Genomic DNA, 23,857 nt, shown 5'->3' on the forward strand with positions numbered 1-23,857 from the left:
CCGCCGCGAGCGGCCCCGCCACCGGCCGTTTCCGGCCCGGTCGCCCGGGTAGCCGCCCGGGCGACCGACCCCGGGAGGACCCCCATGAGCGCGCGCCCCGCCCGCCGCACGGCCCGACTGCTCGGCCTGGCCAGCCTCGGCCTCGGCACCTCGATGCTGGCCTCGCCCGCGGCCGTCGCCCGCTTCGCCGGCGTCGACGACTCCCCGGTGGCGCTGCCGGTGGTCACCGCCGTCGGCGCCCGGGAGCTCGCGCACGCGGCCGGCCTGCTCGCCGGCCGCCCGGGCTGGGCGTGGACCCGCGTCGCCGGCGACGCCGTCGACCTGGCCGTCATGGGCGTCGCCCTGCAGAACCGGCGCGGGGAACGGGAGCGCCGGCTGCGCAACGTCGTCGTCGGCGCCTCGGTGCTGGCGGCGCTGGACCTGCTCACCGCCCTGCGCTCCCGGCGGCGGACGCCGGCGCCCTCCCTCACCCCGGTGACCCGGCCGACGACGGGGCTGGTGGCCCCGATGATCGACGTCCGGCCGGCGCTGGCCGGCGAGCCCCGGCGCCCGGTAGCCCCGGCCCCGGACGCCGGGTAGGGATCAGCCGCGCGCCAGGCCGTCGACGCGGGCGACCTCCTCGGCCGACAGCGCGAACCCGCCGATCTCCAGGTTGGCGCGGATCCGCTCCGGGGTGGCCGACTTCGGGATCACCACCACGCCGTGATCGACGTGCCAGCGCAGCACGACCTGGGCCGGGGTGACGCCGTGCGCGCCGGCGACCTCCCGCAGCACCGGGTCGCCGAGGTCGGTGTTCTTGAACGGGCTGTAGCCCTCGAGGACGACGCCGCGCTCCCGGTGCCCGTCCTCCACCGCCGGGTCGTACAGCGCCGGCGCCCAGCTGACCTGGTTCACCTGCGGCGTCACGCCGGTCGCCCGGGTGAGCCGGTCCACCGCGTCGAGGGAGTAGTTGCTGACCCCGACCGCCCTGGCCCGCCCGTCCTCGCGGGCGGCGACGAACCGCTCCCACAGGCCCTCGTCGGAGCCGCCGGGCGGCCAGTGCACCAGCCACAGGTCGACCGCGTCGAGGCCGAGGGCGTCCAGCGACGCCGCCAGCGTGCGGTCGGCCCGGCCCGCCTCGCGCGGCGGCAGCTTGGTGGTCACGAAGACCTCCTCCCGGTCGACGCCGGAGTCGCGCAGCGCCCGGCCGACCTCGGCCTCGTTGCGGTACATCGTCGCGGTGTCCAGGTGCCGGTAGCCGGCGTCCAGGGCGGTGCGGACGGCGTCGTAGCAGGTGCTGCCGGTCATCTGCCAGGTGCCGAAGCCGAGCAGCGGCATGCTGCCGCCGCCGGCCAGCGGCGCGGACGGGAGGGGCGCGGTCATGCCGCAGCCCTGCCCGGGCCGGCGGGCGGCGACACGCACCCGGAGCGGACGGACCCGGTCAGGAACCCGTCGCCGCCGGGCGGCGGCCCGGGGGCGGACGGGACGGCGGCGCAGCCGGGAAGCCGGCGGAGTGGTGGGATGGGACACACGGCGCCCGCCCGGAGCGCCGGCGAGGAGGTCCGCGTGCAGTACGCCGAGTCCGTCGTCGACCTGATCGGCGGCACCCCGCTGGTCCGGCTGTCGAGGGTCACCGCCGACCTCGGCCCGGACGCGCCGCTGGTGCTGGCCAAGGTCGAGTACCTCAACCCCGGCGGGTCGGTGAAGGACCGGATCGCCGTGCGGATGGTCGACGCCGCCGAGGCCAGCGGGGAGCTGAAGCCGGGCGGGACGATCGTCGAGCCGACCAGCGGCAACACCGGCATCGGCCTGGCACTGGTCGCCCAGCAGCGCGGCTACCGCTGCGTCTTCGTGTGCCCGGACAAGGTCAGCCAGGACAAGATCAACGTGCTGCGGGCCTACGGCGCCGAGGTCGTCGTCTGCCCCACCGCCGTCGACCCGTCGGACCCGCGGTCGTACTACTCCGTCTCCGACCGGCTGGCCCGCGAGACCCCCGGCGGCTGGAAGCCCGACCAGTACGCCAACCCGGCCAACCCCCGCTCGCACTACGAGACCACCGGCCCGGAGATCTGGGAGCAGACCGAGGGCGAGGTGACCTGCTTCGTCACCGGCGTCGGCACCGGCGGCACGATCAGCGGCATCGGCCGCTACCTCAAGGAGGTCAGCGACGGCGGGGTCCGGGTCGTCGGCGTCGACCCGGAGGGGTCGGTGTACTCCGGTGGCACCGGCCGGCCCTACCTGGTCGAGGGCGTCGGCGAGGACTTCTGGCCCGAGGCCTACGACCGCTCGATCGCCGACGAGATCGTCCCGGTCTCCGACGCCGACTCCTTCCGCATGACCCGGCGGCTGGCCCGCGAGGAGGGGCTGCTGGTCGGCGGGTCCTGCGGGATGGCCGTCGCCGGCGCGCTGCGGGCGGCGGAGAAACTGGGGCCCGACGACGTCGTGGTGGTGCTGCTGCCCGACGGTGGCCGCGGCTACCTGAACAAGATCTTCAACGACCGGTGGATGGCCGACTACGGCTTCCTCGACGTCGCCACCGGCGAGACGGTGGGCGAGCTGCTCGCCGCCAAGGACGGCGCGACGCCGGTGCTGGTGCACACCCACCCCAACGAGACCGTCCGCGACGCCATCGACATCCTGCGCGAGTACGGCGTCAGCCAGATGCCGGTCGTGCGGGCCGAGCCGCCGGTGACCGCCGGCGAGGTCGTCGGCTCGGTGGACGAGAAGGTGCTGCTCGACGCGCTGTTCGCCGGCCGTGCCTCGCTGTCGGACCGGGTGGAGAAGCACATGTCCGCGCCGCTGCCGATCATCGGCTCCGGCGAGCCGGTCAGCGCCGCGGTGGCCGAGTTCGGCGAGGCCGACGCGCTGGTCGTCCACGTCGACGGCAAGCCCGCGGGCGTGGTCACCCGGCAGGACGTGCTCGGCCACCTGGCGGGGGTGACCCGGTGAGCGGGTTCGACGGCTTCGACACCCGCGCGATCCACGCCGGGCAGGACCCCGACCCGGCCACCGGCGCCGTCGTCGTCCCGCTGCACCTGGCCACCACGTTCAAGCAGGACGGCGTCGGCGGGCTGCGGAACGGCTACGAGTACGCCCGCAGCGCCAACCCGACGCGCGACGCCCTGCAGCAGCTGCTGGCCTCCCTCGAGGAGGGCACCGCGGGCCTGGCGTTCGCCTCCGGCCTGGCCGCCGAGGACACCCTGCTGCGCACCGTGTGCGCGCCCGGCAGCCACGTCGTCCTCGGCGGCGACGCCTACGGCGGCACGTTCCGGCTCATCTCGAGGGTGGTGTCGCGCTGGGGTGTCGAGCACACCCCCGTCGACCTCAACGACCCCGACGCGCTGCGCGCGGCGATCCGGCCCGGCGCCACCCGCGTGGTCTGGTGCGAGACGCCGACGAACCCGCTGCTGAACATCGCCGACATCGCGCTCACCGCCGAGGTCGCGCACGAGGCCGGCGCGCTGCTCGTCGTCGACAACACCTTCGCCAGCCCCTACCTGCAGCGGCCGCTCACCCTGGGCGCCGACGTCGTCGTGCACTCGACGACGAAGTACCTCGGCGGGCACTCCGACGTCGTCGGCGGGGCGCTCGTCGTCCGCGACGCCGACCTCGCCGAGCAGCTGGCCTACCACCAGAACGCGATGGGCGGGGTGTCCGGCCCGCTGTCGGACTGGCTGGTGCTGCGCGGGATCAAGACCCTCGGCGTGCGGATGGAGCGGCACCAGGCCAACGCCGCCCGGATCGCGGAGTACCTCACCGGGCACCCGGCGGTGTCCCGCGTGCTCTACCCCGGCCTGCCCGACCACCCCGGCCACGACATCGCGGTCAAGCAGATGTCCGGCTCCGGCGGGATGCTGTCGTTCCGGCTGGCCGGCGGCGAGGAGGCGGCGCTGCGGGTCTGCGAGCGGGCGCGGCTGTTCACGCTGGCCGAGTCGCTGGGCGGGGTGGAGTCGCTGATCGAGCACCCGCACCGGATGACGCACGCCAGCGCGGCCGGCTCGCCGCTGGAGGTGCCGGGCGACCTGGTGCGCCTGTCGGTGGGCATCGAGGACGTCGACGACCTGCTCGCCGACCTGGAGCAGGCGCTGGCCTGAGCGTCAGCGCGGGGCGGTGAGGATCCTCGGGCCGTCCTCGGTGACCGCGACCGTGTGCTCGACGTGCGCGGCCCGGCTGCCGTCGGCGCTCCGCAGCGTCCAGCCGTCGGCGTCCACCCGGTAGTCGTCGCGGCCGCCGGCGAGGAACCACGGCTCGATCGCGATCACCAGCCCGGGGCGCAGCGGCACGCCGCGGCCGGCCCGGCCCTCGTTGGGCACGTGCGGCGCCTCGTGCATGGTGCGGCCGACGCCGTGCCCGCCCTGGTCGGTGTTGATCCCGCAGCCGCCGGCCCGGCCGACCGCCCCGATCGCCGCCGAGACGTCGCCCACCCGGTTGCCGACCACCGCCGCCGCGATCCCCGCCGCCAGCGCGCGCTCGGCGGTCGCCACCAGCGCGAGGTCCTCGGGCCGCGCGGTGCCGACCGGGAAGGTGGTCGCCGAGTCGCCGACCCAGCCGTCCAGGGTGGCGCCGGCGTCGACGCTCAGCAGGTCGCCGTCCTCGAGCTCCCGGGTGGTCGGGATGCCGTGCAGGGCGACGTCGTTGACCGACAGGCAGACCACGCCCGGGAACGGCGGGGTGGTCGCGTGCGGGGCGTAGCCGAGGAAGGGTGAGGTGGCGCCGGCGTCGGCCAGGACGTCGCGGGCCACCCCGTCCAGCTGGGTCAGCCGGACGCCGGGGGCGGCCGCGGCGCGGACGGCGGCGAGCATGTCGGCCACCACGGCCCCGGCGGCCCGCATGGCCTCCAGCTCGCCCGGCGTGCGCAGCTCGATCATCTGGGTCCTCCCGGGATTGGTATCCCGGTATTACTATCACGCCATGGTGCGACCGCCGCTGAGCCCCGAGGAGCGCGAGCGCGGCCGCCGGCTGGGCGCCCTGCTGCGGGCCGCGCGCGGGGACCGCTCCCCCGCCGAGGTCTCCGCCGCCTCCGGGGTGAGCCTGGAGGCGCTGCGGAAGATCGAGTCCGGGCGGGTGCCCACCCCGGCGTTCTTCACCGTCGCCGCGCTGGCCCGCGCGCTCGATGTCCCGCTCGACCGGCTGGCCGCCGACCTCACCGCGCCGGGCGCCGGGGCCGCGCTCTCCGCCTGAGGCGCTCAGTCGGCGAGCGACAGCGCCCCGGTCGGGCACTGCTGCACGGCGTCGCGCGCGGCGTCCCCGTCGTCCGGCGTCTCCTGCAGCACCCGCACCGCGCCGTCGTCGTCGACCTCGAAGGCGTCCGGGGCCAGCAGCTCGCACTGCCCCGAGCCCACGCACAGCTCGCGGTCCGCGGCGACCCGCATCAGCGGGTCCCGCCGAGCCGGGCCGGCAGCCGCTTGAGGCCGTTGACGAACGAGGACGCCAGCCGGTCGGGCGGGCCGGTGACCTCGAGGCCGGGCAGCTGGTCGAAGATCGCGCGGAAGGTCACCTGCAGCTCGCGGCGGGCCAGGTGCGCGCCGAGGCAGAAGTGCGGGCCCTTCGAGCCGAACCCGACGTGCGGGTTGGGGTCGCGGCCGACGTCGAAGCGCTGCGGGTCGGCGAAGACCTCGGGGTCGCGGTTGGCCGCCGCGTAGAACAGCAGGAACTTCTCCCCGGCGGTGAAGCGGTGCCCGCCGACCTCGCCGTCCTGCGTGGCGGTGCGGCGCATCCAGGTGACCGGGCTGACCCAGCGCACGACCTCCTCGACGGCGGTGCGGTCCAGCGAGGGGTCGGCGGCCCACCGCGCCCGCTCCTGCGGCCACTCCGACAGCGTCAGCAGGCCCTGGGAGATGGCGTTGCGGGTGGTCTCGTTGCCGGCCACCAGCAGCAGGATGAAGAACGAGGCGATCTCCTGGTGGGACAGCCGCTCGCCGTCGACCTCGGTGGTGACCAGCGCGGTGGTGAGGTCGTCGCGGGGCTCGGCCACCCGCTCGGCGGCCAGTCGCTCCATGAGCGCGGCCATCTCCATGCCGGCGGTGAGGAAGGCGGTGAGCGGGTCGTCGTTCTCGATGAGCTCGGGGTCGCCGCCGGACAGGATGACGTTGGAGTTGGCCAGCACGGCCGGCCGGTCGGCCTCGGGGACGCCCATCATGTCGCAGATGACCCGCAGCGGGATGAGGGCGGCGATGTCCGCGACGACGTCGATGACGCCGTCGTTCGCCTCGGCCGTCGCCCGGGCCCGCGCCAGGACGTCGTCGACGACGGCGCGCACCGAGTCCAGGGTCCGCTCGAGCATCCGCGGGGTGAACGTCTTCGAGACGATCCGGCGGATCTTGGCGTGCCGCGGGTCGTCCATGCTGATCAGCGAGCCGTAGAACTCGTGCAGCTCGGCCGGGACGTCCTGCATCGACACCGCGCCCTGGCCGGAGCAGAACACCGCCGGCTGCGAGCTGATCGCCTCGAGGTCGGCGTAGCGGGTGACCGCGTGGTAGCCCGGGCCGGCGGGGATGCCGGGGAGGTCGGGCTCGGCGAAGAAGGCGAAGGGCCGCTCCCGGCGGAGCCGGTCCAGGGCCGCGTGCCGCTCGGCCGGCGGGCGGGTCCACCAGTCCCGGTCGGACAGGTCGACGTCGGTGAGGTCGACGTCGGTGAGGTCGGCGACCTCCGCACCGGACGCTGTCTGCGGGATCGGGGCCTCGACGCTCACGGACGACCTCCTCGTCGAACGGTCAGCAGTGACCGTCAACCTAGAGAGGGCGCCCTGTGACAGGCAACACACCTCCGCGTCCGTGTCCGCGGCCGTCCGGCCGCCCGCGGGTCAGGCGTCGCCGCGGTCCACCAGGTCGCCGTACTCGGGGTGGCGCTCGATCCAGCCGCGGACGAACGAGCAGCGCGGCACCACCGTCTCCCCGCGCGACCGGACGTCGTCCAGGGCCGCCCGGACGAGCCTGCCGCCCAGCCCGGACCCCTCGGCGTCGGGGTCGATCTCGGTGTGGGTGAAGACCACCTGCGCACCCCGGCGGGAGTAGGCGGCCAGCCCCAGCAGGCGGTCGCCGTCGCGGATCTCGTAACGCTCGGACTCGGGGGCGTCCTGCACGGTCGGCTCCATGCCGTTCCGCAACCCGGCCGGCGTCCGCTCTGTTCCCGCCGACGGCCCCGGGACGCGACGAGGGCCCCGGAGCGTCTGCTCCGGGGCCCTCGTGCCGTGGTAGCGGGGACAGGATTCGAACCTGCGACCTCTGGGTTATGAGCCCAGCGAGCTACCGAGCTGCTCCACCCCGCGTCGGTAGAACCCACTGTACACGCCTCTCCGGGGCCGCTGCGGGGGGTGTGGGCAGTGCCACCCGGGTAGGACCGCGGTACCGGGTGAGCAGCCGCCCGGCAACGCTCCGGCCCGGAGGCAGCCCGATGACCGCGAGTACGAGCAACCAGGACGTCGTCGAGATCCTGACCACCGACCACCACGAGGTCCTCGACCTGGTCGGCCGCATCCCCGCCGCCGACCCCGCCGAGCGGCGGGACATGGCCGACACCGTGATCGCCGAGCTGATGCGGCACTCGGTCGCCGAGGAGATGTTCGTCTACCCGGCCGTGCGCGAGCACCTGCCCGACGGCGAGGCCGCGGTGCAGGACGACATCCAGGAGCACCAGCAGCTGGTGGAGGTGATGAAGGAGCTCGAGGACGTCGACTCCGCCGACCCCCGGTTCCTGGAGACCCTCGGCCGCCTCGAGCAGGTGCTGCGCCACCACGTCACCGACGAGGAGACCGAGCAGTTCCCCGCGCTGCGCGCCCGGCTGAGCCCGGACCAGCTCGTGGAGATCGGCCGGAAGGTGGAGGCGGCGAAGAAGGCCGCGCCCACCCGTCCGCACCCGTCGGCGCCGCACAGCGCGCTGTTCCACAAGACGGTGGGACCGGGCGTCGGGATGGTGGACCGGCTCCGCGACGCACTGACCGGGCGGTCGGACAACACCTGAGGCACGGGGCCCCGGTCCTCCGGCCGGAGGGCCGGGGCCCGGTGCGCCGCCGGGGACCTTGTCCGCCGTCGGGCGCGGGAGGACGCTCGACCGCGCGGCGATGCCGCAGGGGCACCGCCGCCGGTCCGAGAGGGGGGCGGCATGTACGCCCGATCCACCACCATCCGCGCCAACCCCGGCTCGCTCGACGACGCGATCGCGTACGTACGCGACGAGGTGTGGCCGGCCCTGCAGGACATGGACGGCTGCGTCGGCCTGTCGATGCTGTGCGACCGGGAGTCCGGCCGGTGCATCGCGACGTCGGCGTGGGAGGACCAGGAGGCGATGCGGGCCACCGCCGACCGCGTGCACCCGATGCGCGAGCACATGCGGGAGCGCTTCGGGACGGGCGAGGACCTCGAGGTGCGGGAGTGGGAGATCGCCGTCCTGCACCGCGAGCACAACGCCGGGGACGGCGCCTGCGCACGGGTCACCTGGAGCCGCGGCGAGCCGGCCCGGGTCGACCAGATCCTCGAGATGTACCGCACCACCCTGATGCCGCGGATCCAGGAGCTGCCCGGTTTCTGCAGCCTCAGCCTGCTCGTCGACCGGGACAGCGGCCGCGCCGTCGGCACGGTCGTGTTCGCGGACCGCGCGCACCTCGAGGGGACACGGGACGCGGCCCGCATGATCCGCGAGGGCGCCGTCGACACGATGGGCATCGACATCCTCGACGTCGCCGAGATGGACCTCGTCGTCGCTCATCTCCGGGTGCCCGAGACCGTCTGACCCCGGGCACCCCAGGGCGCGGGAACGGCACCGGCCCCCACCGCTGGGTGGTGGGGGCCGGCGCCGTTCGGAGTAGCGGGAGGACCGGCCGAACCACCCCCCTTCCTGTTGGTCGTCGCCCGTTCTCGCAGCTCACAACCCTGTGCACAGGCATCTGCGCACCCCTGTCCGGTTCACTTCCCGACCGACGCCTCCCCGCCTCGGGATACGCAGTGATCTCGGCGCGCACGCCGGACCCCCTCGATCTCCAGCACGATCCGCTGACCCTCGCCGCCGGCCAGTACTACAGCCGCACGTCACGTGCGCTCTCGCGTCGCGTAGTGGCAGCGGCGCGCGGGCCTGGTGTCTGCGGCGCCAGCGTGGCCGGTGCAGCACCTGCTCGGGGCGCTGGTTGGTGGCCCAGGCCAGGCCAATGACGAGGTGGCGGATCTCGGCGGCGGAGAGTTCGGTCAGCTTCGCCGCGCAGGTCCGGGCCTGAGTGCGGCGTTCCGCCCGTGGATCTCATCGGCGGCGACCCAGCCGGCCGGCACTCCGGCATCCAGCGCGCGGCTCAGCACGGCCAGGTCCAGCTCCGGTCCGGTCCGGAACGGCACGTCAGGGGCGATGCCAGCCTCGGCGCGGCGGACCCATCGACGACCCGTGCCACGGTGAGATCCTCGGCCGCCGAGGGACTGAGGTCCGCCACTCCGCCGCAGCCACGCCGGAGCCGACCGAGATGGGTGGGGCTGCAGTACTGGGCACCTCCAACGAGCGGCATCCGAGGGCGGCACCCCGGGGTCACCGGCGCTCGCGCTCCTGCCGGACCTGCTCGTCCAGCAGGCGCAGGGCGCGCTCGCCCGCCGGGCCGTCCTGGGCGAGCCCCTGCCGCATCTGGTCGAGCTTCTGCTCACCGGCCGGGAAGGGCGGCAGCAGCGGGACCTCCGGATCCACCACGGCTTCCAGCACGACCGGGCGGTCGGCGGTCAGCGCCGCGTCCCAGGCGGTCCCCACGTCGGCCGGGGCGTCGACCCGGATGCCGCGCAGGCCGAGCAGGTCCGCGTACCCGGCATAGGGGAAGGCGGGCAGCCGCTGGCTGGCGTCGAACCGCGGGTCGCCCTCCATCTCGCGCATCTCCCAGGTCACCTCGGCGAGATCCTGGTTGTGCAGCACGCAGACGACGAACCGCGGGTCCGGCCAGTCCCGCCACCGCGCGGCGACGGTGATCAGCTCGGCGATGCCGTTCATCTGCATGGCGCCGTCGCCGGCCAGGGCGATCACCGGGCGGTCGGGCGCGGCGAGCTTGGCCGCGATCCCGTACGGGAGGGCCGAGCCCATGCTCGCCAGCGTGGAGGACAGGTGCGCCGGAACCCCCGGTGGCAGGGTCAGGTGCCGGGCGTACCAGTAGGTCACCGAGCCGACGTCGACGCTGACCTGGGCATCGACCGGCACGCGCGGCGACAGCTCGCGGATCACGAACTCCGGGTTCAGCGGCTCGGCCGGCAGCGCCGCCCGCTCCTCGGCCAGGGCGCGCCAGCGGGCGACCGCGTCCTCGACCTCGGCCCGCCAGCCGTCGTCGGCCGGTGCTGCGAGCAGCGGCAGCAGCGCGTCGAGGGTCTCCGCGGCGTCGCCGGGCAGCCCGACGTCCACCGGGTACCGGTTGCCCAGGTTGCGGCTGTCGACGTCGATCTGGACGGCGCGCACCCGGCCCGGCGGCGGGTAGAACTCCGTCCACGGGTCGTTGCTGCCGACGATGAGCAGGGTGTCGCAGGAGCTCATCAGGAAGGCGCTGGCGCTGGTGCCGAGGTGGCCCATGACGCCGGCGCTGGTGGACAGCCGCTCATCCACCCAGGGCTTGCCCAGCAGGCTGGTGGTGATCCCGGCCCCGAGCCGGTCGGCGACGGCCCGCACCTGGGCGCCGGCGTGCCTGGCCCCCTGACCGACCAGCAGCGCCACCTTCCGGCCGTCGTTGAGCAGGTCGGCGGCGTCCCGGAGGTCCTCGTCCTGCGGCCGGACGCGGGGACGGCGCCACTCCGGCGCGCTGACCACCACTCCGTGCCGCTGGGGCAGGGGCTCCGGGAGCGGCAGCTGCTGCACGTCGTGCGGGAGGACCACCGCGCACGGCTGGCGGGTGGCCAGGGCACTCCGGAAGGCCCGGTCGATGACCATCTGCGCCTGCTCGGCGGCGACCACCGTCTGCACGTACCGGGTGGCGTCGGTGAACAGCGTCTGCAGGTCCAGGCCCTGCTGGTAGGCCGAGCCGAGCACGGTCCGTTCCTGCTGGCCGACGACGGCGACCACCGGGACGTTGTCCAGCTTCGCGTCGTAGAGACCGTTGAGCAGGTGCACCGCGCCCGGACCCTGGGTGGAGACCACGACGCCGACCCCGCCGCTGTACTTGGCGTGCCCGACCGCCATCAGGGCGGCGTTCTCCTCGTGCCGCGCCTGGACGAACGCCGGCGCGCCGCCCGCCCGCCGGATGGCCCCGAGCACCGTGTTGATGCCGTCGCCGGAGTGCCCGAACACCCGCTGGACCCCCCACGCGCGCAGCCGCTCGACGGCCAGGTCGGCGACCAGCCGCTGGTCCTCACCCATCGGGATCCCCGCTCTCCGGGTGCCCCTGCGCCCGGGCGGTGGCGCGCGAGACCCGCTCGGTCGTCCAGGTCGCGTGGGTCTGGGAGGGTTCCTCCTGGTCGTCCCAGATCCGGTTGCCGTCGAGGTCGAGCACGCCGACCGGGGCGTCGAGGGTGATCCCGGCCCGCAGCCGGGGGGAGCCCGGCAGGTGGTAGGGCGTGCCCTCGGCAGGTCGGCCGGACCGCCAGGCGCTCCCGGCGCCCGGCCGGTGCGGCGCCAGCCCCAGCGTCGTCGCGGTGTTGAACAGCACCACCGCGTCCTCCCCGGCGACGGCCACGTGCTTGCCCCGGTGCCCGTCGGGACGCCAGTCGGCGGTCTCGTCGGTGAGGCTGAGCTCGCCGTAGGAGACGCCGGACCCGCCCCCCGACGCGGCCGGGGCGGCCCGCCGGCCGTTGTTGCGGACCCGGTTGCGGGTGAACGCGCAGTGGTCCAGCCCGGCGTCGACCCGGATCCCGTCCAGCCCGTTGTCCCGGATCGAGTTCCCGTCCAGGACGAGGTCGATCGCCGGTCCGCGGTACCCCTCGCCGAGAGGGTGCTGCCAGTAGCCGTAGCGCCCGTTGGCACTGATCCGGCTGCCGCTGATGGTGTACGGGCCGGGGGTGTTGCCGATGCCGATGCCGTCGCGCAGGTTCCCGTCGATGGTGCAGTTGACGACCATGCCGCCCCGGCCGGCCATCCCGGCGGTGCCCTGGGCGGAGATGTCGAACCCGGCCTCGTGGTTGCCGATCATCGTGCAGCCGGTCACGACCAGGCCGTCGGCGCCCCAGTCGGAGATGCCGAAACGGTTGTCCTCGACGTGGCAGGCGGTGATCCGGATGCCCCGCGGGGGCGGCCACATCTCCTGCTGCAGTTCGACGAAGATGCCGTTGGTCCCGTTGCCCCGGGCCGTGCACGCGGTGACGGTCAGCCGCTCGGTGGTCCCCCACCCGCCGATGCCGATGCCTATGCCCGCCCCACCCGGCTGCTCGCCGTTGTCGAGCCGGCCGCACCGCTCGGCCAGGACGGCGTCGACGACGGTGTCCTGCAGGAAGTCGCAGCCGAACCCGGTCGCGGGGGTGTCGTGCACCCAGAGGTCCCGGAAGCGACCGCGCAGCACGTACTGCAGGCCCAGGCCCTTGGCGAGTGGGTCGTACTCGTCCAGGTGCATGCCCGAGCCGTCGACCTCGAAGCCGGCGAAGGTGCAGTCGGCCAGGTGGTTGTCGGGCCCGGCACCGTGCTGCTCGGCGGTGAACCACGTCAGCGGGGTCGGCGTCCCCGGTGCACCCGGGTTGGCCAGCAGGAAGCGGGTCGCGGCCATCCCGGAGCCCACCAGTGAGACCCCGGAGCGCCACACCGTCGCGGCGTCCCGGATGCAGTAGTTCCCCGGCGGCACGGAGATGACCCGTGGCCGGCCGTCCTCGGCGCACGCGTCCCCGAGCCGATCGACCAGCGCGGCGAGGGCCGGCTGGTCGTTGGTCACCCCGTCCCCGGTCAGGCCGTGCTCCCGCGCGTCGTGCACCGACCTCGCGTCCATGTGGCTCCCAGGGTCTGCTCTGGTGCCCGCTACCCAGCGGGCCGGGTGCTCATCCACGGCCCGGCGGTCGCCGGCTCCACGGCGTCCGCGATCACGCGAGATCCAGCCGCGCGCGGCCCTCACCGTGGACAGCGGTCGGCGATGCCGGGCGGCCGCGGACCCACAGCCGCTCGACGTGCACGCCGTCCCAGCCCTGCGGCATCGTCACCGGTCCGCGGCACCAGCCCGCGGGATCCCCCGCGCGAGCCAGGGATGGAAGTGGTCGGAGATGGAGGCGTAGCCGAGGCCCACCTGCTCCGCACCCGCGGCGAACCGCACCAGATCCGACGCCCCGTGCTCCTCGCAGGAGGGTGGGTAGCCGAGCTCTGCCACGACGGGCTCCCTGCGTCCGTCGAACCCGAGGATGGCTTCCCGGTCGCGCAAGTGGGATCGACCTTACCGTCGGAGGGGTACGGGCGCTCCGGCGAGCACGTCTCCCGCTCCGTCCCGCGCCGCAGCCGGTCATCCCGCTCGACTGCGACCCGGAGCGCCGGGGCCGGAGCTTCGCCGGGGCCGGGGCCTCGCGGGCCCCGAGGAGCGCGGCGGGGGTGCCGGCCACTGCGGAAGGCAGGGCGACCGCCTCGGCGTGCTGCGGTTCGACGTCAGCCGCGACTCGCGGACCCCTGCACGAACGACAGTGGCCCTCACAGTCACTGTGAGGGCCACTGTCTTGTGGTAGCGGGGGCAGGATTCGAACCTGCGACCTCTGGGTTATGAGCCCAGCGAGCTACCGAGCTGCTCCACCCCGCGTCGGTGAGACCAGCCTACACCCGGTCGCGGGCGGGGGCGCACCGGGTCGGCACACCCCCGCCCGCGCGGCTCAGCCGGTCGGCGTGGCCGGCGCCGCGGCCGCGCCCTGGGCCGCCTCGTAGGCCTCGACCGCCGCCTGCAGGTCGGCCAGCGCCTGGCCCTGCGCGGCGAAGTCGCCGCTGCGCTGGGCGTCGGCCAGCCGCTGCAGCGCCGCGTCGAGGTCGGCGACCGCCTGGTCCAGCCCCGGGTTCGACCCGTCGGCCGGCGGCGTCGTCGGCTCGGCCGGCGTGGTCGGCTCCGCGGGCGTGGTCGGCTCGGCCGGCGTCGGCTCCTCGGTGTCCGGGGTGGTCCCGGCGTCGTCGGAGTCGGTCGCGGTGTCCCCCGCCCCGGCCCCGAAGACCTGGTCCAGCGCGTCGGAGAGGGTGTCGGCGTAGCCGACCCGCCCGCCGTAGTTGACCAGCACCTTGCGCAGCAGCGGGAAGGAGTTCTGCCCGGTCCCCTCCACGTACAGCGGTTGCACGTAGAGCAGGCCGTTCTCCCCGATGGGCAGGGTCAGCAGGTTGCCGAACACCGCCTGCGAGTCCTCGCTGTTGAACAGCGTCAGGTCCCGGGCGACCTCGTCGTTGGTGTTGAACGACTGCTGCACCTGCTGCGGCCCGCGGAAGGGCGTGTTGCCGGGCAGCCGGAGCACCTGGATCGAGCCGTAGGTGTCCGGGTCGCTGGAGGCGGAGATGAACGCCGAGAGGTTCTGCCGGCGGAAGGCGTTCAGCGCGCTGGTCAGCTGGAACGTCGCGTCGGGCTCCCCCGGCCGCGCGGCGAGGATGTAGTACGGCGGCTGCGCCTCCTCGGTCTGCGTGTCCTGCGTCGGGTCGGCCGGCACCGCCCAGCGGTCGTTCTGGCTGTAGAAGTCGCCGGGGTCGCTCACGTGGTAGCGGGTGAGGATGTCCCGCTGCAGCTTGAACAGGTCCTCCGGGTAGCGGACGTGACCGATGAGCTCGTCGCTCATCTCCGACCGCTCCTCGATCACGCCCGGGAACGCGGCCATGTAGGCCTTGAGCACCGGGTCCTCCTCGTCCCACTCGTAGAGCCGGACGGTGCCGTCGTAGGCGTCGACGGTGGCCTTGACCGAGTTGCGGATGTAGTTGAACTGCTCGTTCGGCAGCGCCGCGGTCCCCTGGCCGGTGAGCGCGTCCTGCGCCGCCTCGCCGAGCTCCATCCGCTCGGAGTACGGGTAGGCGTCGGACGTCGTGTAGCCGTCGAGGATCCACTGCACGCGGCCGTCGATCACCGCCGGGTAGGGGTCCCCGTCGACGGTGAGGAACGGCGCGGCCTTCTCCACCCGCTCGCGCGGGTCGCGGACGTAGAGCACCTTCGAGGCGTCGTTGACCGCGCCGGAGAGCAGGAAGTTGCGCTCGCGGTAGTAGATGGCGAACGTCAGCTGCCGGAAGAAGCTGCCGATCGCGACGCCGCCCTTGCCGTCGTAGGTGTTGTTGACCTCGCCCTCGGAGCCGTCCTCGGGCCGGTCGAACTCGCGGGCGTCGGCACCCTCGGGCGCTCCGACGACGGAGTAGTCGTCGATCAGCTCGCCGTAGTAGATCCGGCCCTGCTCGACGTCGATGTCGCCGGTGGTGGGCAGGTCGCGGCTGGTGAAGTTGGGCTCGCCGCCCTCCTGGCCGGTGACCACCTGGTTGGCCGGCGCGGCGACGAACCCGTTGCCGTGCGTGTAGACGGTGTGCCGGTTGATCCAGGTGTCCTGGTTCTCCGACAGGCTGCCGCTGTCGAGCTCGCGGACGGCGACGACGTAGTCGCGGGTCTCGCCGTCGACCGTGTACCGGTCGATGTCGAGCTTCTCGGGGAAGCCGTACACGTTGCGGATCTGCTGGCGCGCGGTGAAGGTCCCGGCCAGCACGTTCGGGTCGAGCAGGCGGGCGTTCGGGATGGTCGCGTCGTCGTTGCGCAGCTCGGCGAGGGCGGCGTCGGTGTCGACGTCCTCCCCGGTGTTCTCCTGCGCGAAGTCCGTGTACTCGACGTCGGTGAGGTCGTAGGCCGCGCGGGTCGAGGCGATCGCCCGCTCGATGTAGTCGGCCTCGCGCTCGTTGGCGCTCGGGCGGACGACGAACTGCTGCACGATCGCCGGGTAGGCCACGCCGATCACCAGGCTGGACAGCAGCAGCAGGACCAGCGCGGCGGCCGGCAGCCGGAAGTTGCGGACGACGACGTTGGCGAGGAACGCGAGCGCGCAGAACGCCGCCGCGAAGACCAGGATCGTCTTGGCCGGCAGCAGCGCGTTGACGTCGGTGTAGCTCGCGCCGCTGAACAGCTCGCCGCGGTCGGAGTAGACCAGCCCGTAGCGGTCCAACCAGTACGCGACCGCCTTGAGCGCCACGAACAGGCCGAGCAGCACCGACAGCTGCACCATCGCCGCGCCGGTGAGCTTCTGCCCCGGCGTCTGCAGCCGCAGGCCGCCGAAGACGTAGTGGGTCAGCAGCGAGCCGATCAGCGCGAGCAGCACGATGGCGAAGCCGAAGCTCAGCAGCAGCCGGTAGAAGGGGTACTCGAAGACGAAGAACGACAGGTCCAGGCCGAACTGCGGGTCGACGTCGCCGAAGGGCGTCGAGTTGCGGAAGGTCAGCCAGGTCTCCCAGCTGCCCTGCGCGGTGAACCCGGCGAACAGGCCGACCACGACCGCGACGGCCGACAGCACCAGGGTGCGGCGGGGCTCCAGCGACTGCCGGTAGCGCTCCAGGTTCTGCTGCTCCAGCGACATCGGCCGGAACGCCGGGCGGAACCGGTACGCCAGGTAGATCGCCAGCGCGGTGAGCCCGCCGGTGGCCACGCCGGCCACGGCGAACAGCAGGGCCCGGGTCTGGAGCTCGGTCCAGAAGACCTCGGTGTACCCGGTCTCGTCGAACCAGAGGTAGTCGACGTAGACGTTGGTCAACGTCCCGATGGCCGTGAACAGCACCAGCAGCACGGCGATGGACCCGATGACCACCTTCGCGCGCCGCGACAGCGTCGGCACGGACACGGGGGGCCGCATGGCCACGAGCGGTCTCCTTCAGTTGCAGGTGCGGCGGGCACCGGGAGGCGCCGTCGCGGTGTGGCGACCGCGTGCGGTCGGACGTCTGGGGCGCCGGTCGGCACGGGCGCCGGGCTGGCGCACGAGCGGCCGGTGTCGCCCCTGACCAACGCTCGGCGCGGCACCGGGTTCCCCGGGGAGCCCGTGCTGGCCGACAGCATCCACCACGCGGGGCGACCCGTGGCGGGCGGCGCTCAGCAGCCCGCGGGCGTGCGCCCCTCCCGGACGTCCTCGAGGGCGGTCAGGGCGTCGTCCAGGGTGGCCACCCGCGCCAGGGTGAGGCCGGTGGCGGGGGACCCGAGCGCGTCGGGGCAGTTGTCGGCCGGGACGAGGAACAACTCGGCGCCGATCTCCTCGGCGGCGACCATCTTCAGCTGGATGCCGCCGATCGCGCCCACCGCGCCATCGGCGTCGATCGTGCCGCTGCCGGCCACCACGGCGCCCTCCGTCAGGTCGGTGTCGCCGACCAGGTCGAGGATGCCGAGGGTGAGCATCAGGCCCGCCGACGGACCGCCGACGTCGGCGACGTCGATGTCCACGTCGAACGGCGCCGAGGGCTGCTCGCGCACCACGACGCCGAGCACCGAGCCCTCGCGGTCGGAGGACCCGCCCGTGGTCAGCGTGGCCGTGCCCGGCTGCCCGAGCCGGGTGTAGGCGACCTCCACGGTCGTGCCGGCCGGGATGGCGGCGAGGACGGCGGCCAGCGCGTCGGAGTCCGGCGTCGGCTGCCCGTCGACGGACTCGATCGCGTCGCCCTCCTCGAGCAGCCCGTCCGACGGCGAGTCGTCCCCGGACAGCCCGCGGACGACGACCTTCACCGGGTAGCCGAGATGGCCCAGCGCCGCGGCCTCGGCGGACTCCTCGGAGGTGAGGAAGGCCTGCCGGTTGGCCTGCTCGATCTCCTCCTCGGTCTGGTCCGGCGGGTACACCGACTCTTCGGGCACCACGCTGATCTCGTCGTCGAACCAGCCGCGGACCGCCTCGACCAGGCTCAGGCCCGCCCGGCCGACGCCGACCGTGGTCAGGTTGAGGTTGCCGGTGACGTCGTTGCGGTCGCGGCCGCGGAGGGAGATGACCGGGTCGCCGTCGATGTCGCCGAGGGTGTTGAAGGTCGGGCCGGGCACCTGGGCGACGTAGGGCACCGGCAGGGCCGCGCCGAGGACGCCGGCGACGAGCAGCAGCACCACACCGACGGCGAGGACGGCGATCCGACGGGTCACGACCGGCCAGCGTAGAACCTCCCGCTGGCAGCGTCCGCCGAGAGCGGACGCGGGAGCCCGCGCTCGGCCTCCGGCGGTGTGATCACGCGTCTACCGTGGGGGCATGAGTGACGTGCCGTTCGGATTCGGGATGCCCGACCGCGACCCCGAGCGCCGGGACCAGCCCGGCGGCGACCCGTTCGGCTTCGGCGCCCTGTTCGGGTTCGGCGGCCCGGGCGGCGCCGGGGGCGGCACCCCGGAGGAGCTCCTGGGCAAGATGCCGCTGTTCGCCGAGCTGCAGAAGCTCATGAACTGGTCGGGCGGGCCGGTCAACTGGGACCTCGCCCGACAGGGCGCGATCAGCTCCCTGGCCACCGGCACCCAGCCGACGTCGGAGGCCGAACGGGCCGCCGTCACCGAGGCGGTGCGCCTGGCCGACCTGTGGCTGGACCAGGTCACCGACCTGCCCTCGGGGGCCGACCGGGCGCTGGCCTGGTCCCGGGTGGAGTGGGTCGAGCAGACGCTGCCGGCCTGGGGCGCGCTCATCGACCCGCTGGCCGAGAAGGTCGTGGCCGCCATGACCTCCGCGCTGCCGCAGGAGGCCATGGCCATGGCCGGCCCACTGGCCGGGATCATGGGCCGGATGGGCGGTCTGATGTTCGGCGCCCAGGTCGGGCAGGCCCTCGGCCGGCTCGCCGGCGAGGTGCTCACCGGCACCGAGGTCGGCCTGCCACTGGCCCCGGCCGGCTCCGCGGTGCTCGTCCCGCAGAACGTCGCCGCGTTCGCCGAGGGCCTGGACCGCCCCGCCGACGAGGTCCGCCTGTTCCTCGCCCTGCGCGAGGCCGCGTCGCTGCGGCTGTTCGCCCACGTGCCGTGGCTGCGCCAGCAGCTGCACGACGCCGTCCACGCCTACGCCCGCGGCATCACCATCGACCGCGAGGCGATCGAGCGCGGGCTCAACGACGCGATGGGCTCGATGGGCGGCGGCTTCGACCCGTCCAACCCCGAGGCGCTGCAGGAGCTGCTGGGCAGCGGGCTGCTCGAGCCGGAGGAGACGCCGGAGCAGCAGATGGCGCTGCGCCGGCTGGAGACGCTGCTGGCGCTGGTCGAGGGCTGGGTCGACGCCGTCGTCGCGGCCGCGGCCGGCGAGCGGCTGCCCGGGCACGGGGCGCTGGCCGAGACGATGCGCCGCCGCCGCGCCTCGGGCGGCCCGGCCGAGCAGACCTTCGCCACGCTGGTCGGCCTGCAGCTGCGCCCGCGCCGGCTGCGCGACGCGGCCACCGTCTGGGGCGCCATGGCGCAGCAGCACGGCACCGAGGCCCGCGACCGGCTCTGGTCGCACCCGGACCTGCTGCCCACCTCCGACGACCTCGACGAGCCGCTGGACTTCGTCGCCCGCCAGGGCGTCGACGACGAGCTGCGCGCGCTGACCGACCCGGCCGAGGACACCGACGGCGGCGACACCGACGGCGGGGACACCGACGGGGACGCCCCCACCCGCTGAGTCGCTCCCGCGGGACCCCGCTCAGTCGACGAGGTCGCCGTCGTCCTCGCGGGCGCCGTCGGCGCGGGCCGTCTCGACCCCCTCGAGGAAGCCGCGGGCCCGCTCGGCCCGCGGGTAGCGGGCCACCAGCGCCCAGAAACGCGCGTCGTGGCTGGCCTCCAGCAGGTGCGCCAGCTCGTGCACCAGCACGTAGTCGACGACGTACTCCGGCATCGACCGCAGCCGGCTGGACAGCCGGATGCTGCCGTCGGCGGGGGTGCACGAGCCCCAGCGGCGCTGCTGGTTGTCCACCCACCGCACGCTGGTCGGCTGGGGCACGCCGTCGAGGTGCTCGGCCGACAGGGCCCGGGCGCGGCTCATGAGCTCGTCGTCGCCGCCCAGGGACCGGCGGCGGCGCTCCTCCCGGGTCTGCAGCTTGGCCACCATCTGGGCCACCCAGCGCCGCTCCTCGGCCGGCGTGAACGCCGCCGGGATGAGCACGATCGTCCGCCCCGACTCGCGGTAGGCGGTCACCGTCCGACGGCGGCGCGCGCTGCGGCGCACCTCGACCGGCCCGTCCGTGGACAGGGGGCCGCGCGAGGGGTCGGGGGTCGATCCGGGCACGGGAGGACGGTAGCCACCGGCCGCCGACGACGCGCGGAGGGGAGCCACCCGCTCGGGTACGAGTCGCACGGACGGTGGACACGCCGCTCCTGTCCCGGCTGCCGCGGCGGGACGCTCCGTCCACAGCGTCACCGACGGCGTCCACGCAGGTGACGTGCGTGGAACGGGCCGGCGACGGGCGGGTGGACGGCGGCCCCTCCCCCGGTTGCGCACAGCGACACGCCGCGGGGTCCCCACCGCCTCCACAGCGCTGTCCACAGGCTGTGGGCACCGCGGGCAGGCCGGGTTCCCCGGCCGGACGGGTCGGACAGGGCCGTCCGGGTAGCGTTCGCGGAGACGGCGCCCGGACGGGCGCCGAGCAGCTGAAAGAGGAGGCACCGTGGCGGAGAGCTACAACGGCTACTGCGTGAAGTGCAAGGAGAAGCGGGACTTCGACGGCGAGGTCAAGGTCAGCGAGTCCGGCCGCCGGATGGCCCAGGGCACCTGCCCGGTCTGCGGCACCAAGATGAACCGGATCCTCGGCAAGGCCTAGGCACTGCCTCCTGACGGCGGCGTCCCGCACCGCGGGCGCCGCCGTCGTCGTCCCCGGGCCCTGTGGACGACGGCAGCGGGCGCCGGCCCGGTCCTGCCACCCTGCGCGGGTGTCCGACACCGCCCACCCCCTGCTGCCCCCGGGCACGCCGCTGCTCCGCCGCTCCCCCGACGCCGTCCAGGTCGGCGGGGTCGAGCGCGACGGCGTGCTGGTCGGCTCCGCCCCGGCCGCGGTGACCGCCCTGCTGCGCGGCCTCGACGGCCGGCGCTCCCAGCGGACCGTGCTGGCCGACGCCGCCGGCGACGGGCTCGACCCCCGCTCGGTCGCCGCGCTGCTCGACCACCTGCGGGCCACCGGCACGCTGGTCGACCTGGAGGCGGCGGACCTGCTGGCCTCCGACACCGGCCCGGCCGGCGCGGCCCGCACCGCCGCGGAGCTGCCCGCCGCGCGGGACCCCGACGGCGCGGTGCGCTGGCACGCCCGGCGCGCGGCGACGGTCGTCGTCGAGGGCGCGACCCGGGTCGGCGTGCCCCTGGCGACGCTGCTGGCCGCCAGCGGCGTGGGCCGGGTCCACGTCCGCGACGACGGTGTCGCGACCGCGGCCGACACGGTCGCCGGCGGCCTCACCGCGGCCGACGAGGGGCGGACCCGCTCGCTCGCCGCCGCGGACGCCGTCCGCCGGGCCAGCCCGCTCACCGACCTGCGCCCGCTGCCGCCGGGCGCCGTCCCCGACCTCGTCGTCCTCGCCCGGCCCTGGGCGGCCTCCGACCCGCTGGTCGCCGGCCTGCGGGACGCCGGCGTGGCGCACCTGGTGGCCGCCGTCCGCGGGGACACCGGCGTCGTCGGGCCGCTGGTGGTCCCCGGCGTCACCGGCTGCCTGCGGTGCGCCGACCTGCGCCGTCGCGACGCCGACCCGCGCTGGCCGGTGCTCGCCGCCCAGCTCACCGCCGCCGACGTCCCCGGCGGGTCCACCCTCACCTGCTGGGCGACCGCGCTGGCCGCGGCGCAGACGGCGCTGGCCTACCTCGACGGCAGCGGCAGCCCGGCGGCGCTGGCGGGCACGGTGGAGCTGTCGCCTCCGGGGCTCGTGCCGCGGCTGCGCCGCTGGCCGCCGCACCCGTCCTGCGGGTGCGAGGGGACGCCCGCCCCTCCGGGTGACGCCCACCACGGCTCCGTCAGCGGCCCGGGCTCCGCGTCGGGGACAATGGCACGGTGACCGACGACGCACGGGGGATCCCGAGGGGCTCGATCTCGCGCACCGCGCGGCTGGCCTCGCTCCCCCTGGGTGCGGCCGGCCGCGCCACGCTGGGGATCGGCAAGCGGCTGTCGGGGCAGTCGTCGGAGGCGGTCGCCGCGGAGCTGCAGCAGCGCACCGCCGAGCAGCTGTTCGCCGTCCTGGGCCAGCTCAAGGGCGGGGCGATGAAGCTCGGCCAGACGCTGTCGGTGTTCGAGGCCGCCGTCCCCGAGGAGGTGGCCGCCCCCTACCGCGAGGCGCTGGTCAAGCTCCAGGAGGCGGCGCCGCCGATGCCGGTGCGCACCGTGCACGCGGTGCTCGCCCAGCAGCTCGGCGGCACGTGGCGCACCCGGTTCCGCGAGTTCGACGACCAGCCGGCGGCGGCCGCCAGCATCGGCCAGGTGCACCGCGCCACCTGGCGCGACGGCCGCGACGTCGCCGTGAAGATCCAGTACCCCGGTGCGGCCACCGCCCTGATGGCCGACCTCAACCAGCTGTCCCGGTTCGCCCGGCTGTTCGCCGCGCTGTTCCCCGGCATGGACGTCAAGCCGCTCATCGCCGAGCTGCGCGCCCGGGTGATCGAGGAGCTCGACTACGGGCTGGAGGCCGACGCGCAGCGGCAGTTCGCCGCCGCCTACGCGGGCGACCCGGAGATCGTCGTCCCGCGGGTGGTGGCCAGCGCGCCCAAGGTGATCGTCTCGGAGTGGCTGGAGGGGCTGCCGCTGTCGCGGGTCATCACCGACGGCACCCGCGAGCAGCGCGACCGCGCCGGCCACCTCATGGCGGTGCTGCACTTCTCCGCCCCCCAGCGGGCCGGGCTGCTGCACGCCGACCCGCACCCGGGCAACTTCCGGCTCGTCGACGGCGGCCGGCTCGGCGTCATCGACTTCGGCGCCACCGCCCGGCTCCCCGACGGGCTGCCCGAGCCGATCGGCCGGCTGGTCCGCTGGGCGCTGGAGGGCCGCGCCGAGGAGGTGCTCACCGACCTGCGCGCCGAGGGGTTCGTGCGACCGGGCATCGAGGTCGACGCCCAGGGCGTGCTGGACTACCTGCGGCCGATGCTGGAGCCGGTCGAGAGCCCGGGCTTCCGCTTCACCCGCAAGTGGATGCAGGAGCAGGCCGCCCGCCTCGCCGACCCCCGCACCGAGGCCAGCAAGCTCGGCCGCCAGCTCAACCTGCCGCCGGCCTACCTGCTCATCCACCGGGTGACGATCGGCTCCATCGGCGTGCTCTGCCAGCTCGACGCCGCCGCCGACTACCGCGGCGTCCTCGAGGAGTGGCTGCCCGGCTTCAAGGCCTGAGCCGCGCCCGACCCGGACCGACCGGCCGCGACCGGCGCGGGACGACGAGAGGCCGGGCTCCCGACGCACCGGGAGCGTCGGGAGCCCGGCCTCGACCGGGAGGGGCTCGGCGTGTCGCCGGGTCCCCGAGGGGTGCCGTCGTTCAGCGGACGGCGGCGCTGGCCCGCGCCGCACGCCGGCTGGCGTACTCCGCGCGGCGGGCCCACCGGCGGGCGGCCCGCAGCCGGCGCACGCGGCCGGCGGTGTCGGCCTCGGCGCGCAGCTCGCGCAGCCGCGTGGTGGCCAGGTCGTACTCGTACGTGGTCATCGGGGGTCCTCGGTGCTCGTCGGGCGTCGGTGCCCGATCGGATGGCTGTCGCTGTCGGCTGTCGCCGTCCCGGCTCACGCCGCGACGACCTTGCGGGGACGGCCCCGCGGGCGCTTGCGCGGGATGACCACACCCCGCTCGAAGATCTCGCCGCCCCAGACGCCCCACGGCTCGCCGCGGTCCAGGGCGCCGGCCAGGCAGGCGTCGCGGACCGGGCACTCCCCGCACAGGACCTTGGCCTGCTCGAGCAGCGCGGGGCTCTCGGCGAACCACAGGTCCGGGTCGTCGGTCCCGCGGCACGGCAGGGGGCGCCGCACCGGTGCCGGGGCCAGGGGGGTGTGCGGCGTCCTCGGGGTGGCGCCGCCGGTCCGGGGGAGCCCGGGTCGGCGGTGGGACGTCGGGCGGTCGATCGTCTGCTGCACTGCCGCTCCTCCTCGTACTCGTCGTCTGCGCGGCCGGCGGGGGCCCGCCGACCGGGGT

General features: G+C 75.1%; 23 protein-coding genes and 2 tRNA genes. 10 read left to right on the top strand and 15 right to left on the bottom strand.

Features of this window, described 5'->3' with window-relative positions:
* Positions 1–84: 84 nt before the first annotated feature.
* Positions 85–579 (top strand): hypothetical protein, encoded by a 495-nt coding sequence (locus ACI79B_RS04750; protein ID WP_456929264.1) that lies wholly within the window; start codon positions 85–87, stop codon positions 577–579.
* A 3-nt stretch (positions 580–582) separates the two neighbouring features.
* Here the strand turns inward: ACI79B_RS04750 and ACI79B_RS04755 are convergent, their stop codons facing one another.
* Positions 583–1,362 (bottom strand): aldo/keto reductase, encoded by a 780-nt coding sequence (locus tag ACI79B_RS04755; RefSeq protein WP_456929263.1) that lies wholly within the window; start codon positions 1,360–1,362, stop codon positions 583–585.
* 183 nt (positions 1,363–1,545) lie between these two features.
* On the opposite strand from ACI79B_RS04755, the gene ACI79B_RS04760 reads away from it, so the two are divergent.
* Complete coding sequence (locus ACI79B_RS04760; RefSeq protein WP_456929262.1) at positions 1,546–2,928, top strand: cystathionine beta-synthase; 1,383 nt, start codon at positions 1,546–1,548, stop codon at positions 2,926–2,928.
* Positions 2,925–4,073, top strand: coding sequence for a cystathionine gamma-synthase (locus tag ACI79B_RS04765; RefSeq protein ID WP_456929261.1), 1,149 nt, complete (start codon positions 2,925–2,927; stop codon positions 4,071–4,073). Before ACI79B_RS04760 ends, ACI79B_RS04765 begins: the two co-directional genes overlap by 4 nt.
* 3 nt (positions 4,074–4,076) lie before the next feature.
* Here the strand turns inward: ACI79B_RS04765 and map are convergent, their stop codons facing one another.
* The gene (gene map, locus ACI79B_RS04770; protein WP_456929260.1) at positions 4,077–4,847 is read right to left on the bottom strand and encodes a type I methionyl aminopeptidase; all 771 of its coding nucleotides are present in this window, start codon (positions 4,845–4,847) and stop codon (positions 4,077–4,079) included.
* Positions 4,848–4,890: 43 nt separating this feature from the next.
* Between map and ACI79B_RS04775 the strand changes: the two genes are divergently transcribed.
* Complete coding sequence (locus tag ACI79B_RS04775) at positions 4,891–5,160, top strand: helix-turn-helix domain-containing protein (protein WP_456929259.1); 270 nt, start codon at positions 4,891–4,893, stop codon at positions 5,158–5,160.
* Between the two features lie 5 nt (positions 5,161–5,165).
* On the opposite strand, the gene ACI79B_RS04780 is transcribed toward ACI79B_RS04775, so the two are convergent.
* The 4 genes from ACI79B_RS04780 to ACI79B_RS04795 all read right to left on the bottom strand — a co-directional run bounded on the left by ACI79B_RS04780 (position 5,166) and on the right by ACI79B_RS04795 (position 7,246).
* On the bottom strand, positions 5,166–5,351 hold the full coding sequence (locus tag ACI79B_RS04780; protein ID WP_456929258.1) for a ferredoxin: 186 nt from the start codon (positions 5,349–5,351) through the stop codon (positions 5,166–5,168).
* Positions 5,351–6,670 (bottom strand): cytochrome P450, encoded by a 1,320-nt coding sequence (locus ACI79B_RS04785; RefSeq protein WP_456929257.1) that lies wholly within the window; start codon positions 6,668–6,670, stop codon positions 5,351–5,353. Before ACI79B_RS04785 ends, ACI79B_RS04780 begins: the two co-directional genes overlap by 1 nt.
* A 111-nt stretch (positions 6,671–6,781) precedes the next feature.
* Positions 6,782–7,072 (bottom strand): GNAT family N-acetyltransferase, encoded by a 291-nt coding sequence (locus tag ACI79B_RS04790; RefSeq protein WP_456929256.1) that lies wholly within the window; start codon positions 7,070–7,072, stop codon positions 6,782–6,784.
* 97 nt (positions 7,073–7,169) lie between these two features.
* Positions 7,170–7,246, bottom strand: a tRNA-Met gene (locus ACI79B_RS04795).
* A 125-nt stretch (positions 7,247–7,371) separates the two neighbouring features.
* Here ACI79B_RS04795 and ACI79B_RS04800 point away from each other — a divergent pair.
* Together ACI79B_RS04800 and ACI79B_RS04805 are read left to right on the top strand one after the other, a co-directional pair.
* Positions 7,372–7,938: a hemerythrin domain-containing protein gene (locus tag ACI79B_RS04800; protein ID WP_456929255.1), complete on the top strand. Its 567-nt coding sequence runs from the start codon at positions 7,372–7,374 to the stop codon at positions 7,936–7,938.
* A gap of 141 nt (positions 7,939–8,079) precedes the next feature.
* A complete protein-coding gene (locus ACI79B_RS04805) occupies positions 8,080–8,706 on the top strand; it encodes a putative quinol monooxygenase (protein ID WP_456929254.1) in 627 nt (208 codons plus the stop codon).
* A 777-nt stretch (positions 8,707–9,483) separates the two neighbouring features.
* Here the strand turns inward: ACI79B_RS04805 and ACI79B_RS04810 are convergent.
* The 6 genes from ACI79B_RS04810 to ACI79B_RS04835 form a co-directional block, all read right to left on the bottom strand.
* Positions 9,484–11,277 carry a thiamine pyrophosphate-requiring protein gene (locus tag ACI79B_RS04810; RefSeq protein WP_456929253.1) on the bottom strand — a complete coding sequence of 598 codons (1,794 nt, stop codon included), beginning with the start codon at positions 11,275–11,277 and terminating at the stop codon, positions 9,484–9,486.
* Complete coding sequence (locus ACI79B_RS04815; protein WP_456929252.1) at positions 11,270–12,829, bottom strand: right-handed parallel beta-helix repeat-containing protein; 1,560 nt, start codon at positions 12,827–12,829, stop codon at positions 11,270–11,272. Before ACI79B_RS04815 ends, ACI79B_RS04810 begins: the two co-directional genes overlap by 8 nt.
* A gap of 204 nt (positions 12,830–13,033) precedes the next feature.
* On the bottom strand, positions 13,034–13,201 hold the full coding sequence (locus ACI79B_RS04820; RefSeq protein WP_456929251.1) for a hypothetical protein: 168 nt from the start codon (positions 13,199–13,201) through the stop codon (positions 13,034–13,036).
* Between the two features lie 340 nt (positions 13,202–13,541).
* Positions 13,542–13,618 (bottom strand) — tRNA-Met (locus ACI79B_RS04825).
* 70 nt (positions 13,619–13,688) lie between these two features.
* Positions 13,689–16,658 carry a UPF0182 family membrane protein gene (locus ACI79B_RS04830; RefSeq protein ID WP_456929250.1) on the bottom strand — a complete coding sequence of 990 codons (2,970 nt, stop codon included), beginning with the start codon at positions 16,656–16,658 and terminating at the stop codon, positions 13,689–13,691.
* 233 nt (positions 16,659–16,891) lie between these two features.
* On the bottom strand, positions 16,892–17,917 hold the full coding sequence (locus tag ACI79B_RS04835) for a YlbL family protein (RefSeq protein WP_456929249.1): 1,026 nt from the start codon (positions 17,915–17,917) through the stop codon (positions 16,892–16,894).
* A 103-nt stretch (positions 17,918–18,020) separates the two neighbouring features.
* On the opposite strand from ACI79B_RS04835, the gene ACI79B_RS04840 reads away from it, so the two are divergent.
* Positions 18,021–19,400: a zinc-dependent metalloprotease gene (locus ACI79B_RS04840; protein WP_456929248.1), complete on the top strand. Its 1,380-nt coding sequence runs from the start codon at positions 18,021–18,023 to the stop codon at positions 19,398–19,400.
* 21 nt (positions 19,401–19,421) lie between these two features.
* Here ACI79B_RS04840 and ACI79B_RS04845 read toward each other — a convergent pair whose 3' ends face one another.
* On the bottom strand, positions 19,422–20,003 hold the full coding sequence (locus ACI79B_RS04845) for a M48 metallopeptidase family protein (protein WP_456929247.1): 582 nt from the start codon (positions 20,001–20,003) through the stop codon (positions 19,422–19,424).
* 379 nt (positions 20,004–20,382) lie between these two features.
* Here ACI79B_RS04845 and ACI79B_RS04850 point away from each other — a divergent pair, with 379 nt between their 5' ends.
* The 3 genes from ACI79B_RS04850 to ACI79B_RS04860 all read left to right on the top strand — a co-directional run bounded on the left by ACI79B_RS04850 (position 20,383) and on the right by ACI79B_RS04860 (position 23,070).
* Complete coding sequence (locus tag ACI79B_RS04850; protein ID WP_012950213.1) at positions 20,383–20,535, top strand: DUF5679 domain-containing protein; 153 nt, start codon at positions 20,383–20,385, stop codon at positions 20,533–20,535.
* 109 nt (positions 20,536–20,644) lie between these two features.
* Positions 20,645–21,751: a ThiF family adenylyltransferase gene (locus ACI79B_RS04855; protein WP_456929246.1), complete on the top strand. Its 1,107-nt coding sequence runs from the start codon at positions 20,645–20,647 to the stop codon at positions 21,749–21,751.
* On the top strand, positions 21,748–23,070 hold the full coding sequence (locus ACI79B_RS04860) for an ABC1 kinase family protein (RefSeq protein ID WP_456929245.1): 1,323 nt from the start codon (positions 21,748–21,750) through the stop codon (positions 23,068–23,070). The genes ACI79B_RS04855 and ACI79B_RS04860 overlap by 4 nt, the downstream gene beginning before the upstream one ends.
* Positions 23,071–23,212: 142 nt before the next feature.
* On the opposite strand, the gene ACI79B_RS04865 is transcribed toward ACI79B_RS04860, so the two are convergent.
* Positions 23,213–23,377 carry a hypothetical protein gene (locus ACI79B_RS04865; protein WP_456929244.1) on the bottom strand — a complete coding sequence of 55 codons (165 nt, stop codon included), beginning with the start codon at positions 23,375–23,377 and terminating at the stop codon, positions 23,213–23,215.
* 74 nt (positions 23,378–23,451) lie between these two features.
* A complete protein-coding gene (locus ACI79B_RS04870) occupies positions 23,452–23,799 on the bottom strand; it encodes a WhiB family transcriptional regulator (protein ID WP_456929243.1) in 348 nt (115 codons plus the stop codon).
* Between the last annotated feature and the right edge of the window lie 58 nt (positions 23,800–23,857).

The organism is Geodermatophilus sp. SYSU D00879 (genome assembly GCF_054050375.1).